The sequence below is a fragment of the Stenotrophomonas sp. 22DLJC03 genome (genome assembly GCF_056861405.1).
The window spans coordinates 20,963-35,884 of the sequence record NZ_JBSPUG010000010.1 but is presented as its reverse complement, the minus strand read 5'-3'; the positions used below and the strand labels follow the sequence as shown (position 1 = coordinate 35,884).

The following is a 14,922-nucleotide window of genomic DNA, read 5'->3' as shown; positions in this document are numbered from 1 at the left end:
GATCGACGTCAATCCTTGGTCACGCGGTTGATCTCGGCCAGGCTGGTCACGCCTGCCGCCGCCTTCTTCAACGCCGACTGCCGCAGGTCATTCACCCCGATCTGCTGCGCCGCCTCGGCAATCTGCAGTGCATTGCCGCCGGCCAGCACGATGGTGGCGATCTCATCGGTCATCGGCATCACCTGGTAGATACCGGTACGGCCCTTGTAGCCCTCGGTGCACTCATCGCAGCCCACCGCTTCATACAGCTCGATGCCCGCGTCCAGCTGCGCCTGGGTGAAGCCCTCGGCCAGCAGCGCATGCTCCGGCAGGGTCGAGCGCCGCTTGCAGTTGCCGCACAGGCGGCGTGCCAGGCGCTGGGCGATCACCAGCGTCACCGAGCTGGTGATGTTGTACGGCGCGATGCCCATGTTCATCAGGCGCGCGATGGTCTGCGGCGCGTCGTTGGTGTGCAGCGTGGACAGCACCATGTGACCGGTCTGCGCCGCCTTGATCGCGATTTCCGCCGTTTCCAGGTCGCGGATTTCGCCGACCATGATGATGTCCGGATCCTGGCGCAGGAACGAGCGCAGCGCCGCAGCAAAGGTCATGCCGCGCTTGTTGTTCTGCTGCACCTGGTTGACGCCGGGCAGGCGGATTTCCACCGGGTCTTCGGCGGTGGAGATGTTGCGCGTCTCGTCGTTGAGGATGCCCAGCGCGGTATACAGCGACACGGTCTTGCCCGAGCCGGTCGGGCCGGTCACCAGCACCATGCCGTACGGCTTGTGGATGGCGTCCTGGAACAGCTTCTGCTGGTCCGGCTCGTAGCCTAGCTTGTCGATGCCCAGCTTGGCCGCGCTGCCATCCAGGATACGCAGCACCACCTTCTCGCCGAACAGGGTCGGCAGCGTGCTGACGCGGAAGTCGATCTGCTTGGTCTTGGACAGGTTGAGCTTGATGCGACCGTCCTGCGGCACGCGTTTCTCGGCGATGTCCAGCTGCGCCATCACCTTCAGGCGCGCGGCGATGCGCTGGTTCAACTTCACCGGCGCGCGCGCCACCATCTTCAACAGGCCGTCGATGCGCAGGCGCACACGGTAATCGTCTTCGTAGGGCTCGAAATGAATGTCCGACGCGCCCTTGCGGATCGCATCGACCAGCACCTTGTTGACGAACTTCACCACCGGGGTGTCGTCGCCCTTGGCATCGATGCCGGAGTCGCCGCTGCTGGTGCCGAGATCTTCGTCACCGGCCGCGACGTCCAGGTTGCCCATGCCGTCGTCGTCACCGCCCAGGGCGTCGCCGATGGTGTCATGGCTGGCGTGCCACTGTTCGAGCGTGCGGCGGATCTGGTCCTCGTCGACGAGGATCGGCTCGACCACCAGATTGGTGTGGAACTTGATCTCGTCCAGCGAGTGGGTCGGGTTGCTGGTACCGACAAACAGCTTGCCGCCGCGCTTGAACAGCGGCAGCACGTTGTGCTTGCGCAGCAGCTCCTCGCTGACCAGGCTCATCGCGTTCTGGCTGGCATCGAAGGTGGACACGTCGAACAGCGGCATGCCGAACTCGACCGCGTTGGCGGCGGCCAGCTGCGAGGCATTGACCAGCTTGTTCTGCGCGAACCACGTGGGCAGCGGCTGGCGCGCGGCCGCGGCCTTGGCCATGGCGTCGCGAGCCGTGGTCTCGTCCAGGGCGCCGTCCTGTACCAGGCGTCGGGCCAGGCCGGTGATGCCGACAAGATTGGCGGTGGTTACAGCGTTCATATGAATCCTTGGCTCATGGGGTCATGCACTGCCGTGCGCCTTGTACGGGCACCGCACGGGGCAGCAGAACCTGCCGCAGCCAACGGCCAACGGCATCGCCAATCCATGAGCAACACTGCCTCGCCTGGCACTCCCTACCCGGCAGGCACGATCCTGACTCCCCCGGTGATGATAGCCCCGTCAAGGGTCGGCCAGCATCCCATCGGAGCGCAGAAGTGTGATCAACAGCCGCTCGGGCGATAGCGCGCTTCGAAGGCGCTGCCGTCGCAGCTCCAGATGCCCTCGGCCGAGCGGCGCAGGATCAGGTCCTTGCCTTCCAGCACGCTGTGGCCCTTCAAGGTGCAGCTGATATGGCCGACGCCGGAGTCGCCGAGTTCGGCTTCCACGTTCGAGCAGTGGGCGTTCTGGGCGCCGCCGATGAACTCGGGGGTGACCAGACTGGCCGAGCGGTTTTCATAGATGACCGTTTCAACCAGCATCTTGCCCGGGCTGATGTCGGCCAGCGCGGCTGTCAGCTGGGTACGGATGATGTATGGCTGGAACGCCACCGTCGCGATGGCCGCCAGAATGGCAATGATGGCCACCACGATCATCAGCTCGATGAGCGTGAAGCCCTTCTGCGTGTTCATGACTCCCCCTGTGTGATCCAGCAATCCCCATTGCTGCGTGCTGACCGGGATTCGTACTCCAGTCAGCACAAGGCCCGCCGAAGCGGGCCTTGTGTTCGCCGTCAAAATACAGAGGGCCTGCGTGGCCCCCGCATCTCTCAGCCTATCAGCCAAGCTTGATTACTTGCAGCCGGCCGGAGCGTACTTTTCCTTGACGTCGGTCAGCGTGCAGGTGAAGCCACCCGCCTTGGTGATGGTTCCCTTGTCATCCACGGTAGCTTCGGCATAGGCCAGCTTCAGCGTCGAAGCGCCACCGATACGACCCGGATCACGGATGGTGCAGGTCATGCCGGTATCTGCAACGTCAATCTTCGAGCAGTTGCCGGTGTTGTCAGCCTGGAAACCCGCAGTCTGCAGATTCGGAGTCTTGCCATTGCTGACTTCCATCTCGAACTGGGTCTTGTGCGCAGCCAGGTCGGCCAGCGCAGCGGTGACCTTCGACTTCGAGGTGTAGTCCTGGTAAGCCGGCAGTGCGATGGCAGCCAGGATGGCGATGATCGCGACGACGATCATCAGTTCGATAAGGGTGAAGCCCTTCTGGTTCTTCATTGGTACATCCCCAAGATAGTGGTGGTTGAGTTCAGTGCACGGGATCGGACCGGACAGCGCCGGTTGAGCGGGCCCCATACCCTGCGGGTGGATCAACGCAGGTTGCGTGCCAACCCCGGCACGCCTCCCCCTGGATTTCCCCGCGCCCATGATGGCAGCAATTTCGTGGATGGGAACCCCCCGCATCCGAATCTGCGATGGACGCGGCAATGTGACGCAGTGCGTCACCTTTGGCCGGCAGCCGGCACGAAATCGCACGCTGGGCCGCCCGCCAACTGCCCATCCGGCCTTGAACCCGCTACCATCCACGGCTAGTTACCCGCCTGGGGATGGCGGGTCTTGGGGAGCCAACATGTCTGTCAGTCGCAGTGCGATCAAGAAAGAGCCGGTGGCACGCGCCACCATGGAGCTGCAGCCGTTTGTCTGGGTGGGGACCGACAAGCGGGGCGTGAAAATGAAGGGCGAGCAGTTGGCCAAGAACGCCAATCTGCTGCGTGCCGAGCTGCGCCGCCAGGGCATCAACCCGGGTCAGGTCAAGCCGAAGTCGAAACCGTTGTTCGGCGCCGCCGGCAGCCCGGTCAAGGCCAAGGACATCGCCTTCTTCAGCCGGCAGATGGCCACGATGATGAAGTCCGGCGTGCCGATCGTGTCGTCGCTGGACATCATTGCCAGCGGGCACAAGAACCCGCGGATGAAGAAGTTGGTGGACACCATCCGCACCGACATCGAAGGCGGCTCTTCGATGCATGAGGCCATCAGCAAGCACCCGGTGCAGTTCGACGAGCTGTACCGCAACCTGGTGCGGGCCGGCGAAGGCGCCGGCGTGCTGGAAACCGTGCTGGACACGGTGGCCACCTACAAGGAGAACATCGAAGCGCTGAAGGGCAAGATCAAGAAGGCGCTGTTCTACCCGATCATGGTGGTTGTGGTGGCCATGCTGGTCAGCGGCATCATGCTGGTGTTCGTGGTGCCGCAGTTCGAGGACGTGTTCAAGAGCTTCGGCGCCGAGCTGCCCGCCTTCACCCAGCTGGTGGTGAACCTCTCGAGATTCATGGTGTCGTGGTGGTGGCTGATGCTGCTGGTCGCGATCGGTACGGCGGTCGGCCTGGTCATGGCCTACAAGCGCTCACCCAAGATGCAGCATGCGATGGACCGTTTCGTGCTGAAGGTGCCGGTGATCGGGCAGATCATGCACAACAGCGCCATCGCCCGCTTCTCGCGCACCACGGCGGTGACCTTCAAGGCCGGCGTGCCGCTGGTGGAGGCGCTGGGCATCGTGGCCGGCGCCACCGGCAATACCGTGTACGAAGAGGCGGTGCTGCGCATGCGCGACGACGTCTCGGTGGGTTACCCGGTGAACATGTCGATGAAGCAGACCAACCTGTTCCCGCACATGGTCATCCAGATGACCGGCATCGGCGAAGAGGCCGGTGCGCTGGACGCCATGCTGTTCAAGGTGGCGGAGTACTACGAGCAGGAGGTCAACAATTCGGTGGATGCCCTGAGCAGCCTGCTGGAACCGATGATCATGGTGTTCATTGGTACCATTGTTGGCGGCATGGTGATTGCCATGTACCTTCCCATCTTCAAACTCGGCGCCGTCGTCGGATAACACATACATGGCTTTTCTCGACCAGCATCCCGGCCTCGGCTACCCCGCCGCGGCCGCCCTGGGACTGCTGCTGGGCAGTTTCCTCAACGTCGTCATCCTGCGCCTGCCCAAGCGGCTGGAGTGGCAGTGGAAGCGCGATGCGCGCGAAGTCCTGGAGGAACCGGACTTCTATGAACCCCCCCCACCGGGGATCGTGGTGGAGCCGTCGCACTGCCCGCATTGCAAGCACAAGCTGAGCTGGTACGAGAACATCCCCCTGTTCAGCTGGATCATCCAGGGCGGCAAATGCCGGCACTGCAAGGCGCCGATCTCGCTGCAGTACCCGCTGGTGGAGGCGCTGACCTCGGTGCTGGTGCTGGCCTGCGTCTGGCAGTTCGGCTTCGGCTGGCAGGGCTTCGGCGCCATCGTGCTGACCTGCTTCCTGATTGCCCTGTCCGGCATCGACCTGCGCACGCAGCTGCTGCCCGACCAGTTGACCCTGCCGCTGATGTGGCTGGGGCTGATAGGCAGCATCGACAACCTGTACATGCCGGCCAAGCCCGCCCTGGTGGGCGCGGCGGTGGGTTACCTGTCGCTGTGGACGGTCTGGTGGCTGTTCAAGCAGCTGACCGGCAAGGAAGGCATGGGCCATGGCGATTTCAAGCTGCTGGCCGCATTGGGCGCCTGGTGCGGGCTGAAGGGCATCCTGCCGATCATCCTGCTGTCCTCGGTGCTGGGCGCCATCATCGGCTCGATCTGGCTGTACAGCCGGGGCCGTGACCGCGCCACCCCCATCCCGTTCGGGCCCTATCTGGCCATCGCTGGTTGGCTGTACTTCATGTGGGGTGCGCCGCTGGTGGAGCAATACATGGTGATGAGCGGGCTGCGCTGAGGGGAGTCCCCATGAGCCGCTATGTGGTTGGCCTGACCGGCGGCATCGCCTCGGGCAAGAGTGAAGTGACCCGGCGCTTCGAAGCGCTGGGGATCGTGGTGGCCGACGCCGACCTGGCCGCCCGCGCCGTGGTTGCCACTGGCAGCCCGGCGCTGGCCCGCATCGCCGAGCGCTTCGGCACCGACATGCTGCTGGCCGATGGCGGCCTGGACCGGGCCCGGCTGCGCGCCCATGTGTTTGCCGACCCGGCCGAGCGGACGGCACTGGAAGCCATCACCCACCCGGCCATCCGCCTGCTGATGCAACAGCAGTGCGAGCAGGCCGCCAGCCCCTATGCAATTGCCGCCATTCCGCTGTTGACGGAGGTTGGTGGGCGGCAGGCCTATCCGTGGCTGGACCGGGTGCTGCTGGTGGATGCGCCGGAAGCCGTGCAGCATGCCCGGCTGATGCTGCGTGACGGCATCGACGCCGCGCTGGCCGACCAGATGATTGCTGCGCAGGCCAGCCGCGCACAGCGCTTGGCGCTGGCCGATGACGTGGTGGTCAATGATGGGCAGCCGGAGGACCTGCAGGTGCAGGTGGAACGGCTGCATGCACGGTATCTGGGGTTGGCCGGGGGCTGAGGCCGGGTTGCCGGCCAGCGGCCGGCACTACCGAAGCGCATCCACGCGGGGCGCGGATCTACTGATCGGGCGTCCATGCATGGCGCAGGTCTACTGTAGAGCCGAGCCCATGCTCGGTTCCGGGAGCCCAAGGCAGCCGAGCGTGGGCTCGGCTCTACATGGTCGTCAGGGCCAGCGCCGACCAAGGTCGGCATCTACCGTTTACAGTGGCTTCGGCGAGAACGTCAGGGTGGCGATCACGCCGCGTTCGCCGCCGGGGCGCACGCTGACCTGCCAGCCGTACAGGTCGCACAGGCGGCTGACGATCGACAGGCCGATACCACCGCCCTGCGAATGGCCGGCATGGGTGCCGCGGTAGCCACGCTGGAACAGCTTGGCGGCGTCTTCTTCGCTCAGGCCCGGACCGCTGTCGGTCACCGACACCGAGTTGGTGCCGACGAACACGCGTACTTCGCCATCCTGCGAGTACTTCACCGCATTGCCAATCAGGTTGCCCAGCGCCACCGACAGGGCCGCTTCGGGCGCATCGATCACCAGGTTGCGCTCGCCTTCCAGCAGCAGCTCCAGCGGCTTGCCGCCCAGCTGTGCGCGGTGTGCATCGAGCAGCTGCTCGGCCACGCGGGCGACGTTGCTGGTGCCCTGCCCGCGCTCGTTGCGCGACAGCAGCAGCAGCGCGCCGATCAGGTCGCTGCACTGCTGTTCGGCGCGCTGGATGCGCTGCAGGCGCTGCAGCACCTTCTCGTCCAGGCCGGGCCGGGTCAGCAGCAGTTCGGTAGCGCCACGGATCACCGCCAGCGGCGTGCGCAGTTCATGGCTGACGTCGGCGTTGAACTCGCGGTCGCGCTGCACCACCTCGGTCAGCCGCGACGAATAGTCGTCCAGCGCCTGGGCCAACTGCCCCACTTCATCGTCGGGGAAACGTGGCGCCAGGGGTTCTGGGTCACTGGTACCGCCGCGGTAGGCGCGCAGCCGCGCGGCCAGATCCGACACCGGTTTCATCACCTTCGACGCCGACCACCAGCCCAGCACCAGCGACAGCACGCTGAACACCAGCACCGACAGCACCAGCGCGCGGTTGAGCTGCTTGCCGCCGCGCACGCTGTCGGTCATGTCATAGGCGAGGAAGAACCAGGCGTCATTCGCCTTGCGCACGGCGAGCTTGTAAGCGTAGGGCTGTCCTTGCTCGTCGGTGCCGCTCAGGTTGTAGTTGCCGTTCTGCAGATCGGCCCATTGCGGCCAGGATTCACGCGCTTTGTCGAATTTGTCGGCCGAGTAGGCGTATGCACGGATCTGCTGCACAGGCACGGCCGGATTACGCCCCGGGTGCTCATAGAAGCGGCGGGCGTACTCTTCGATGTTGTGGTTGATCACGTCCTCCACCAGCTGGTTTTCCACGCGCATGCGGGCCCAGTTGGTGGCGAACGCGAACAGTGTTGTCAGGCAGAAGCCCAACAACACGAACGACACGATGATGCGGCTGCGCAGGCGTCGCCGATACGGCGTGCGTCGGCGCTCCCCCTTGGCTGCCACGGAATCAGGCTTCCGGGGTGGCGATGCGGTATCCGATGCCATGGCGGGTCTGGATCAGCGGCACTTCAAACGGCTTGTCGACCACCGCACGCAGGCCATGGATGTGCACCCGCAGCGAATCCGAATCGGGCAGTTCCTCGCCCCACACGCGGGTTTCCAGCTCCTGGCGGGTCACCACGGCCGGGGCCGCTTCCATCAGCGCCTGCAGGATCTTCAGCGCGGTCGGGTTGAGCTGCAGCAGCTTGCCCTGGCGACGGACTTCCAGCGTATCCAGGTTGTATTCCAGGTCACCGGTTTCCAGCACGCGGGTCTGCACGCCTTTGCCGCGGCGCGACAGGGCATTCAGGCGCACTTCCACTTCCTGCAGCGCGAACGGCTTGATCAGGTAGTCGTCGGCACCGGAATCGAAACCCGCCAGCTTGTTGTCCAGCGAATCCCGGGCAGTCAGCATCAGTACCGGCGTCTGCTTGCGCGCTTCATTGCGCAGCTTGCGGCACACTTCGATGCCGTCCATGCCGGGCAGGTTGAGGTCCAGCACGATCGCGTCGAACTCGTGCACGACGGCCAGGTGCAGGCCAGTGACACCATCGGCCGCGAAGTCCACGGTGTGGCCACGATCCTCAAGGTAGTCGCCCAGGTTGGCGGCGATGTCGCTGTTGTCTTCGATTACGAGAATGCGCACTGGAACCTCTGGTTCTTGAAGGGTCGTCGGGGGGCCAGGCCCACCCCTGCAGGATGGACCTGCCGGAGTGGACGCGACGTCTACCTGCTGAACGATACAGGTTCCATTCTTAACATTTCGTACCGGCACCGCGACCGGCGCGAATGGCCTGGGCCGGGGCCGTCGGTCAGCGGCTCATCCGCTGCTGGTCGGTCATCGCGCGGCGGCTTTCTTCCTGGGCCTTGCGGCGCTGGGCCACGGTCAGGCAGACGCTCTGCGGCATGTTGCTGCCGGTCAGGCGCTCGCGGCGGCAGATCATGCGGCTGTCGGCATGGGCACGGGTCATGATCGTGTTGACGATCTCCTGCTCGTTGAAGACGTCGTTACGCTCCTGCGGCGCAAGCTCATCAACCTTCTCGCGGCCATTCATCTTGATCTTGATCCGGTTCAGTGCCTGCTGCACCCGGCTCTTGTCCTCCAGCCCGATCTCGCTGTAGTCCTCGCTGCCGATGGCCGTTTCAACGCGGCGGATCTGCTCGGCCACCGGTGCGCCGCCGTCCATCCGAACGGCCTGCTTCTCGGCCTTGGCGTGCACAGTGGCAACCAGGCCCAGCGACAGCATCAGGGCCAGCGTGGTCTTGCGGTACATAACGCACTCCAGGTTCTTCCATGAATGGGAACCAACTTTACGACTCCGCCGATGCGCCCACAAGGGACGCTCGGCAGGGTGACCGTTGGCGATGCCTTGCGATCAGGGCTTGTAGTTGTTGAAGCGCTGGGTGTCGTTGAGCGCCTTGCGGCTTTCTTCCTGCGCCTTGCGGCGTTGCGCCACGGTCAGGCAGACACTCTGCGGCATGTTGCTGCCGGTGCTGCGCTCGCGACGGCAGACCATGCGGCTGTCGGCGTGGGCGCGGGTCATGATCGTGTTGATCACTTCCTGGTCGTTGAAGACCTGGGTCTGGTCGTGCGGGCTGAGCTGCTCCACGTTCTGGTGGTCACCCACCGCCAGCTTGATCCGGCCCAGCGCCTGCTGCACCCGGCTCTTGTCCTCCAGGCCGATCTCGCTGTAGTTCTCGGAGCTGATCGCCTTTTCGACGGCCTGGATCTGCTCGGCCACCGGTGCCTTGGCGTCGAACTTCACTTCACTCTTTTCTGGCTTCGCCTGCGCCGTTGCGGCCAAGCCCAGGCACACCATCAGGGCAATCGGGGTCATGCGTTGCATCACTACCTCCATGTTCGTCCATGATTGAACGGCTAGAAACGGGAATCTGTCGATGCGGCCATGCGCAGCGCAAGGCAGGTGTGGGACACGGGGATCAGCGCCCGGAAGGCGGAACGAGGTTGCTGTAGCTGCGCTGGTCGTTGATCAGGGCCTTGCCCTTTTCCTCGATACGGCGCCGCTCGGCCACGGTCAGGCAGCGCCCCTTGGGCATGTTGCTGCCGGTGGTGCGCTGGTAGGTGCAGATCTGGCGGCTGTCGTCATGGCCACGGGTCAGCAGGGTGTTGATCCGCTCCTGCTCGTTGAACACGTCGGCCTGCTCCTGCGGTGGCAGCTCCTGCACGGTCTGGCGTTCGCCCATCCGCGAGCGGATCCGTTCCAGTGACTGCTGCACGCGGCTGCGGTCCTCGTTGGACAACTCGGCGTATTCAGGAGTGGCCAGGGCTGCCTCCACCTGGCGGATCTGTCCGGCCACCGGCGCCTGCCGGTCCATCTGCAGGGCGGTCTTTTCCGGCTTGGCGGCAGCCGCGCCGGACAGCCCCAGCAACAACGCGATCATCGTGATGCGGTACATCGCCAGCCTCCGATCCATCCAGGAACGATGCGCGTCACTCTACGGCCGTCACGCGGCCTCCACAAGGGGCCTTCGGCAGGCATAAAAAAGACCCAGGCGGTGCCCCCGCCTGGGCCTGAAGTTGTATCCCGATACCGATCCTGCTGAGAGGCAGAGCTGCGGTTCGCTGAAGCCTACGCCGGCACCGATTAAAGGCTCGTTAAAGCCGGCGTCATTTGCCCATGAGAATCATAATTGGTTGAAATATCAGGATTTTTTAAGCTTCTCGACGTGCTCGATGATACGCGTGGCGACATCCACTCCGCAGGCGGCTTCGATCCCTTCCAGCCCAGGCGTGGAATTGATTTCCAGCACCAGCGGCCCGCGCGCGGAGCGGATCAGGTCCACCCCGCACACGGACAGTCCCAGTGCCTTGGCCGAACGTACTGCCACCTGTTGCTCGGCGCGGCTGGCCTTGGCCGCTACCGCGGTCCCCCCGGCATGCAGGTTGGAGCGGAAATCACCTTCCGGCGCCTGCCGCTGCATCGACGCCACCACCTGGTCACCCACCACGAAGCAGCGCAGGTCGGCGCCCTTGGCCTCGCCAATGAACTCCTGCATCAGGAAGTTGGCGTACAGACCACGCAGGGCCTCGACGATGCCGCGCGAGGCACTGGCCTTCTCGGTGAGGATCACGCCCCGCCCCTGGGTGCCCTCGTTGAGCTTCACCACGTGCGGCGGCGGGCCGAGCATGGACAGCAGGTCGACGGTGTCATCGGGGTTGTCGCCGAACACGGTGACCGGCATGTCGATGCCCTTGGCCGCCAGCAGCTGGTGCGCGCGCAGCTTGTCGCGCGAACGCAGGATCGCATCGGACGGATTGGGGGTGCGTGCGCCCATCAGCTCGAACTGGCGCAGCACGGCGGTGCCATAGCGGGTGATCGAGGCGCCGATGCGCGGAATGACCATGTCCACACCGGTCATCGGCCGGCCCTTGTAGTGCATCGAAAAGCCATCGGCAGCGATGCGCATGTAGCAGCGCAGCGGGTCGAGGATGCGTACGGTATGGCCGCGCGCGCGCGCCGCTTCGACCAGCCGGCGGGTGGAGTACAGGGTGCTGTTGCGGGACAGGATGGCGAGCTTCATCGCGGCGGGATCGGACGGCAGGCGCGCAGCATAGCGCGGGCGTGTGGCGGGTGGATGATGCTCTGCGAACGGCGACATCTGCTCGCCTGGCAGTGCTGTGCGAAGATGCCCCTGCCGGCCAATGGACAGGACACGGCCGGCTTGCACAAACCAAGGAGAACCACAGATGCGAATGGGAATTCCGCTGTTGTTGCTGTTTGGCCTGGTGGGAGGCACCGCAGACGTACAGGCTGCGCCGACCCATGCAGTCTCCCGGCTCTACTTCGATGCCAACAACACCCTGATCGGCCAGGGCCTGCGCTACTGCACGGGCAAGACACAGCACCAGGGCGTTGCCTCACACGCCAATACCCGCTGGATCGATGTTTCCTACGCCTGCCAGGGCGACTCGACCGACGTTTCCTACGGCAGCTGGGTACCTGCCCAGCTGCGGCAGGACTTCTGCACGCTGTATGACGCCTGCACGTCACTGATGCCGTGGCCCGAACCCGGCCTGCCCGGCACCCTCGGCAACGGCTTCTACTCAGACTGACGGCCCGTAGCCGCCGCACTGTCTCCGGCGAAGGCAGCACCGTCGCCGGAGACCCCAGCCACTACGCCCCGGAGGCATCATGCCGCTGACGATCCTTCCGCGCTTCTCCGAAGTGGATGTACTCGGCCACGTCACCAACACCGCCCTGCCCGTCTGGTTCGAGGAAGGCCGCCAGGAGATCTTCCGGCATTTCAGCCGCGAGGCCAGCATGCGCGACCTGACGCTGATCCTGCGCCGCTACGAGATCGACTTCCTGCAGCAGATACAACCGGGACACGAAGTGCGCATCGAGACCCGCATCGAGAACATCGGCCGCTCCTCGCTGTCGATCGTGCAGCAGGCGTTCCAGTTCGAGGCCCTGGTGGCCAGCGGGCGCTGCGTGATGGTGCATTTCGACTACACAGCCAACGCCTCGCGCGTGATCGAGCCAGAGCAGCGCCGGGCGTTGTCGGGGCTGTTTACCGAGGAGTATGCGCAGCTGATGCAATCGGCAGGCACATGAGTCATCCGGAAATCCGGTCATCCGCACCCATTTGCCGTCTCTGGCGGTGGAAGGGCCATCGCCGGGGACATCCCCATGGCTCATCCAGGGGATGCGTGCCGCTGATCAGCACGGGGCAGGCGCAACGAGAAGCACCCATCGCGGACACGCACGGCCAATGCGGTTTCCCGCCATTCCACAGGCAGCGCCAATGCCGTGTGTGGCGTGGGGATGCGTGTGATCGCCTCGAACGTCCAGTGTTCCTCATAGGCTTCGCAGCGAAGCGTTCCGTCATCGCCGACCGCGATCACATCGATCCAGGCCCCACTCCGGGTCTTGCCACTGCCGCCCATCGCACGGCGGCCGATGGCCTGCCAATGCCCCTGCCAGTGGACGAGCCACACACCCTCGATGGGACGCAGATCCCCATCAAGTACGCTGCCCGCCACCGCCACGCATCGCCCTGACGGGCTGGCGATGACCGTGTCCAGATCGCAGGCATGACGGTCACTGGCCTCGCCATCAAGGCAGAGGGCGTACGGGCAGACGCGGGTGAACAGGGACGGATGTGCGGTCAGGCGCAGGTCGTCGGGAAGCAGCGGGATGGCCTGCAGAACCCGACCGTCAGGCAGGACATGCCGCAATGCCTGCGGCGACCCGGCGGCCACTGCCGGATGTTCCTGTTCCAGCCATAGACCCCGACAGGGGCGCAGTGTGGTCAATCGACTGGGAAGATCGCGCAGCCACGCCGCAGCTTCGGCATCCCCGCCAAGCTGCCGACGCTCGTGCAGTTCCTGCCAGAACAGGCTGGGAACAATCGTCAGCAGGTGCATCACCCTCTTGTCCGCTTCGTCGTAGACGATCACCGCTTCGCTGCGATCAATGTAGCCACTGGCCACGCGCAGCGCGCTTCCTGCCAGCTGCTGCCACTCACCACTGGCATCGTGGCTGCCGCTGGTCGATACGCCTTCAACGATGGCGCCATCGCGCAGCATCTGGGTGCTGTAGGCAGGCCCGCCCATACCCAGCTCGCCCCAGTCCAGCAGCACATCGTGCGTGGGCGGCCGAGTGGCAAAGGGCAGCGTCGCCCGCGAGCGCAGCTGTGCGCCGCCTACGGCATCGCCAACCAGATCGAAGCGCTGCAGCACGCCGCCCAGGGCAAGGCATGCGGCCAGGCCAACGACCACGCCCAAGGGCGACCACCAGGCCACGCAGATGGCGACCCAAGCCAGGAACGGCAGCCATTGGGTATATCGGCGGAGGGTGATGCGATCAACAATCATGCGGGTGTGGTGGCTGCGACTGCGCACCATTCAAACCTTCAATGCACTGCCAGGCAATGGGGTTCGAACGAGCATTGCCGCTAGACTTTCGTTGATGATGGAATCGATGACCACCATGACGGGCCAGAATCTTCTGCAGGACGTGCTGCCGCGATGGCGAACCCTGGCGAAGGCGCCGGGCCTACCGCGCCGCACGTTACGTCTGCCGGATTGGCAGGCGGACTGGAACGCGGGCATGGCCCTGCTTGCACGTCATGCGCGCAATGGCGGTGAACCGGCACAGGATCCGCTGCAGGGGCATGCGGCGCTGGAGCATGCCTACGGCTGGGAAGCAGCCGCCCAGACCGGCAGCAACCTGCTGCTGAAAGGCATCGACCGCGGTTTCGCCCCCACGGCATTGCAGCAGATGCATGCCGACGTAGCAGATCTGTGGCTCGAGCATGCGCGTTTGCTGGCCATTGCCAGGGACAGCCTGCAACAGCAAGGCCACGACATCATGCTGACCGCCTCGTTGCAGCCACGCACAACGCAGCACTACGAATACGCACTGCAATTGTTGTCACTGGGCGTGCTGCTGGATGCGCAGGAGCGCCTGCCGGCGCTGGTGGAGCAGGTGCTCTGTTTCGAAACCGACCGCTTGCTGGACTACCTCAGCGCGCCGGCGCTGGGCCTGGTGGAGGCCAGTGATGAGGTCTTTCATCCGCGACCGTTCGCCGACCTGTTCGCGCCGCTACGCGACGGTGAAGCGTTCGACCCTTCACTCCTGGCCAGCTACCTGCAGGTGCAGTACCGAGACTTCTTCCTTCTGGCACCGAAGGCACAGAAGCGGACCCGGCGCCTGATCGGGCCCAACGCGTGGGGCTACTGGGCGTTTGAGGTGGCCGCGATGGTAGTGCTGTACGGCGGGGACGATGCCGCGCTGCGGTCCTGCCCACACTACCCCGCCGATCTGGCCGATTTCGCCCGGCGCTGATTCAAGTGCCAGGCACGCCGGGGATTCTGCCAAATCGATTGTCTTCCTCGCTGCCGGGTAGGAGCATGACGGGGAAGAGGACGAATACACCCAACGGGATGAAAGCGATCACGACGTACCAGCCAGACTCGTCGATGTCGTGCAGTCGTCGAACGGCCAAGGCCAGCATCGGCGGAAGGAGGAGGATGACAGCGCAAACCCCCATGACCCCTCCGAGCGTCCGGAGCGTCTCGAAGGCCTCCCAATCGAACAGCACGGTGCCTGTCAGCCAGTATCCACCGTCCATCAAGGAGTAGCTCATCGCCATCACAAGCGCAGCAAGCAGGGAGTACGACCAGAACTCTTTCCGGTTGGATCGCCCTGAAAAATCAAAGCAACGCCTGATGGGCACGAGTGCGGCGATCATTCACGCTCCGGGCAGCGGACGATGAGAGTCAACGATTAACGATCTTTTAGCATCCCCAAGCCCAGCACCAACT

At 64.8% G+C, this 14,922-nt stretch carries 17 protein-coding genes; 6 read left to right on the top strand and 11 right to left on the bottom strand.

From position 1 onward, the window contains the following. Positions 1-8: 8 nt before the first annotated feature. The 3 genes from pilB to AC13GA_RS20250 form a co-directional block, all read right to left on the bottom strand. Positions 9-1,742, bottom strand: coding sequence for a type IV-A pilus assembly ATPase PilB (pilB, locus tag AC13GA_RS20260; protein WP_478473936.1), 1,734 nt, complete (start codon positions 1,740-1,742; stop codon positions 9-11). Between the two features lie 221 nt (positions 1,743-1,963). After that, positions 1,964-2,371 (bottom strand): pilin, encoded by a 408-nt coding sequence (locus AC13GA_RS20255; protein ID WP_482998829.1) that lies wholly within the window; start codon positions 2,369-2,371, stop codon positions 1,964-1,966. Between the two features lie 159 nt (positions 2,372-2,530). Continuing rightward, positions 2,531-2,959 (bottom strand): pilin, encoded by a 429-nt coding sequence (locus AC13GA_RS20250; protein ID WP_046985451.1) that lies wholly within the window; start codon positions 2,957-2,959, stop codon positions 2,531-2,533. Between the two features lie 352 nt (positions 2,960-3,311). Here AC13GA_RS20250 and AC13GA_RS20245 point away from each other — a divergent pair, with 352 nt between their 5' ends. From AC13GA_RS20245 to coaE, 3 genes are read left to right on the top strand one after another with little or no spacing between them, the layout of a single operon-like run. After that, complete coding sequence (locus tag AC13GA_RS20245) at positions 3,312-4,571, top strand: type II secretion system F family protein (protein ID WP_482998828.1); 1,260 nt, start codon at positions 3,312-3,314, stop codon at positions 4,569-4,571. Positions 4,572-4,578: 7 nt separating this feature from the next. Beyond that, a complete protein-coding gene (locus AC13GA_RS20240) occupies positions 4,579-5,442 on the top strand; it encodes a prepilin peptidase (RefSeq protein ID WP_046985453.1) in 864 nt (287 codons plus the stop codon). Positions 5,443-5,453: 11 nt separating this feature from the next. Then, positions 5,454-6,065, top strand: coding sequence for a dephospho-CoA kinase (coaE, locus tag AC13GA_RS20235; protein WP_482998827.1), 612 nt, complete (start codon positions 5,454-5,456; stop codon positions 6,063-6,065). A 201-nt stretch (positions 6,066-6,266) separates the two neighbouring features. Here the strand turns inward: coaE and AC13GA_RS20230 are convergent, their stop codons facing one another. The 6 genes from AC13GA_RS20230 to rimK form a co-directional block, all read right to left on the bottom strand. Beyond that, a complete protein-coding gene (locus AC13GA_RS20230) occupies positions 6,267-7,595 on the bottom strand; it encodes a sensor histidine kinase (RefSeq protein WP_478473939.1) in 1,329 nt (442 codons plus the stop codon). 4 nt (positions 7,596-7,599) lie between these two features. Further along, the gene (locus AC13GA_RS20225; RefSeq protein ID WP_005410804.1) at positions 7,600-8,277 is read right to left on the bottom strand and encodes a response regulator transcription factor; all 678 of its coding nucleotides are present in this window, start codon (positions 8,275-8,277) and stop codon (positions 7,600-7,602) included. Between the two features lie 166 nt (positions 8,278-8,443). Further along, entirely contained in the window at positions 8,444-8,905 is a 462-nt protein-coding gene (locus AC13GA_RS20220; RefSeq protein ID WP_295381761.1) for a hypothetical protein, read from the bottom strand. Between the two features lie 102 nt (positions 8,906-9,007). Continuing rightward, positions 9,008-9,478 carry a hypothetical protein gene (locus AC13GA_RS20215; RefSeq protein WP_046985457.1) on the bottom strand — a complete coding sequence of 157 codons (471 nt, stop codon included), beginning with the start codon at positions 9,476-9,478 and terminating at the stop codon, positions 9,008-9,010. A gap of 94 nt (positions 9,479-9,572) precedes the next feature. Next, positions 9,573-10,049 (bottom strand): hypothetical protein, encoded by a 477-nt coding sequence (locus AC13GA_RS20210; RefSeq protein WP_046985458.1) that lies wholly within the window; start codon positions 10,047-10,049, stop codon positions 9,573-9,575. A 246-nt stretch (positions 10,050-10,295) separates the two neighbouring features. Then, positions 10,296-11,174: a 30S ribosomal protein S6--L-glutamate ligase gene (gene rimK, locus AC13GA_RS20205; protein WP_482998834.1), complete on the bottom strand. Its 879-nt coding sequence runs from the start codon at positions 11,172-11,174 to the stop codon at positions 10,296-10,298. Between the two features lie 166 nt (positions 11,175-11,340). Between rimK and AC13GA_RS20200 the strand changes: the two genes are divergently transcribed. Both AC13GA_RS20200 and AC13GA_RS20195 read left to right on the top strand, forming a co-directional pair. After that, positions 11,341-11,706: a hypothetical protein gene (locus AC13GA_RS20200; RefSeq protein ID WP_426355335.1), complete on the top strand. Its 366-nt coding sequence runs from the start codon at positions 11,341-11,343 to the stop codon at positions 11,704-11,706. Between the two features lie 79 nt (positions 11,707-11,785). Then, complete coding sequence (locus tag AC13GA_RS20195; RefSeq protein ID WP_482998826.1) at positions 11,786-12,208, top strand: acyl-CoA thioesterase; 423 nt, start codon at positions 11,786-11,788, stop codon at positions 12,206-12,208. Between the two features lie 80 nt (positions 12,209-12,288). Here AC13GA_RS20195 and AC13GA_RS20190 read toward each other — a convergent pair whose 3' ends face one another. Beyond that, positions 12,289-13,374: a hypothetical protein gene (locus AC13GA_RS20190; protein WP_482998833.1), complete on the bottom strand. Its 1,086-nt coding sequence runs from the start codon at positions 13,372-13,374 to the stop codon at positions 12,289-12,291. A 28-nt stretch (positions 13,375-13,402) separates the two neighbouring features. Here AC13GA_RS20190 and AC13GA_RS20185 point away from each other — a divergent pair, with 28 nt between their 5' ends. After that, complete coding sequence (locus AC13GA_RS20185; protein ID WP_482998825.1) at positions 13,403-14,443, top strand: PoNe immunity protein domain-containing protein; 1,041 nt, start codon at positions 13,403-13,405, stop codon at positions 14,441-14,443. Between the two features lies 1 nt (position 14,444). On the opposite strand, the gene AC13GA_RS20180 is transcribed toward AC13GA_RS20185, so the two are convergent. Next, a complete protein-coding gene (locus AC13GA_RS20180; protein ID WP_295381748.1) occupies positions 14,445-14,849 on the bottom strand; it encodes a DUF805 domain-containing protein in 405 nt (134 codons plus the stop codon). Positions 14,850-14,922 lie beyond the last annotated feature (73 nt).

What these genes read in the sequence shown, in the direction of transcription:
- pilB (WP_478473936.1), bottom strand. Translation starts at nt 1,742, where the DNA reads ATGAACGCTGTAACCACCGCCAATCTTGTCGGCATCACCGGCCTGGCC.
- AC13GA_RS20255 (WP_482998829.1), bottom strand. Translation starts at nt 2,371, where the DNA reads ATGAACACGCAGAAGGGCTTCACGCTCATCGAGCTGATGATCGTGGTG.
- AC13GA_RS20250 (WP_046985451.1), bottom strand. Translation starts at nt 2,959, where the DNA reads ATGAAGAACCAGAAGGGCTTCACCCTTATCGAACTGATGATCGTCGTC.
- AC13GA_RS20245 (WP_482998828.1), top strand. Translation starts at nt 3,312, where the DNA reads ATGTCTGTCAGTCGCAGTGCGATCAAGAAAGAGCCGGTGGCACGCGCC.
- AC13GA_RS20240 (WP_046985453.1), top strand. Translation starts at nt 4,579, where the DNA reads ATGGCTTTTCTCGACCAGCATCCCGGCCTCGGCTACCCCGCCGCGGCC.
- coaE (WP_482998827.1), top strand. Translation starts at nt 5,454, where the DNA reads ATGAGCCGCTATGTGGTTGGCCTGACCGGCGGCATCGCCTCGGGCAAG.
- AC13GA_RS20220 (WP_295381761.1), bottom strand. Translation starts at nt 8,905, where the DNA reads ATGTACCGCAAGACCACGCTGGCCCTGATGCTGTCGCTGGGCCTGGTT.
- AC13GA_RS20215 (WP_046985457.1), bottom strand. Translation starts at nt 9,478, where the DNA reads ATGCAACGCATGACCCCGATTGCCCTGATGGTGTGCCTGGGCTTGGCC.
- AC13GA_RS20210 (WP_046985458.1), bottom strand. Translation starts at nt 10,049, where the DNA reads ATGTACCGCATCACGATGATCGCGTTGTTGCTGGGGCTGTCCGGCGCG.
- rimK (WP_482998834.1), bottom strand. Translation starts at nt 11,174, where the DNA reads ATGAAGCTCGCCATCCTGTCCCGCAACAGCACCCTGTACTCCACCCGC.
- AC13GA_RS20200 (WP_426355335.1), top strand. Translation starts at nt 11,341, where the DNA reads ATGCGAATGGGAATTCCGCTGTTGTTGCTGTTTGGCCTGGTGGGAGGC.
- AC13GA_RS20195 (WP_482998826.1), top strand. Translation starts at nt 11,786, where the DNA reads ATGCCGCTGACGATCCTTCCGCGCTTCTCCGAAGTGGATGTACTCGGC.
- AC13GA_RS20185 (WP_482998825.1), top strand. Translation starts at nt 13,403, where the DNA reads ATGGCGACCCAAGCCAGGAACGGCAGCCATTGGGTATATCGGCGGAGG.
- AC13GA_RS20180 (WP_295381748.1), bottom strand. Translation starts at nt 14,849, where the DNA reads ATGATCGCCGCACTCGTGCCCATCAGGCGTTGCTTTGATTTTTCAGGG.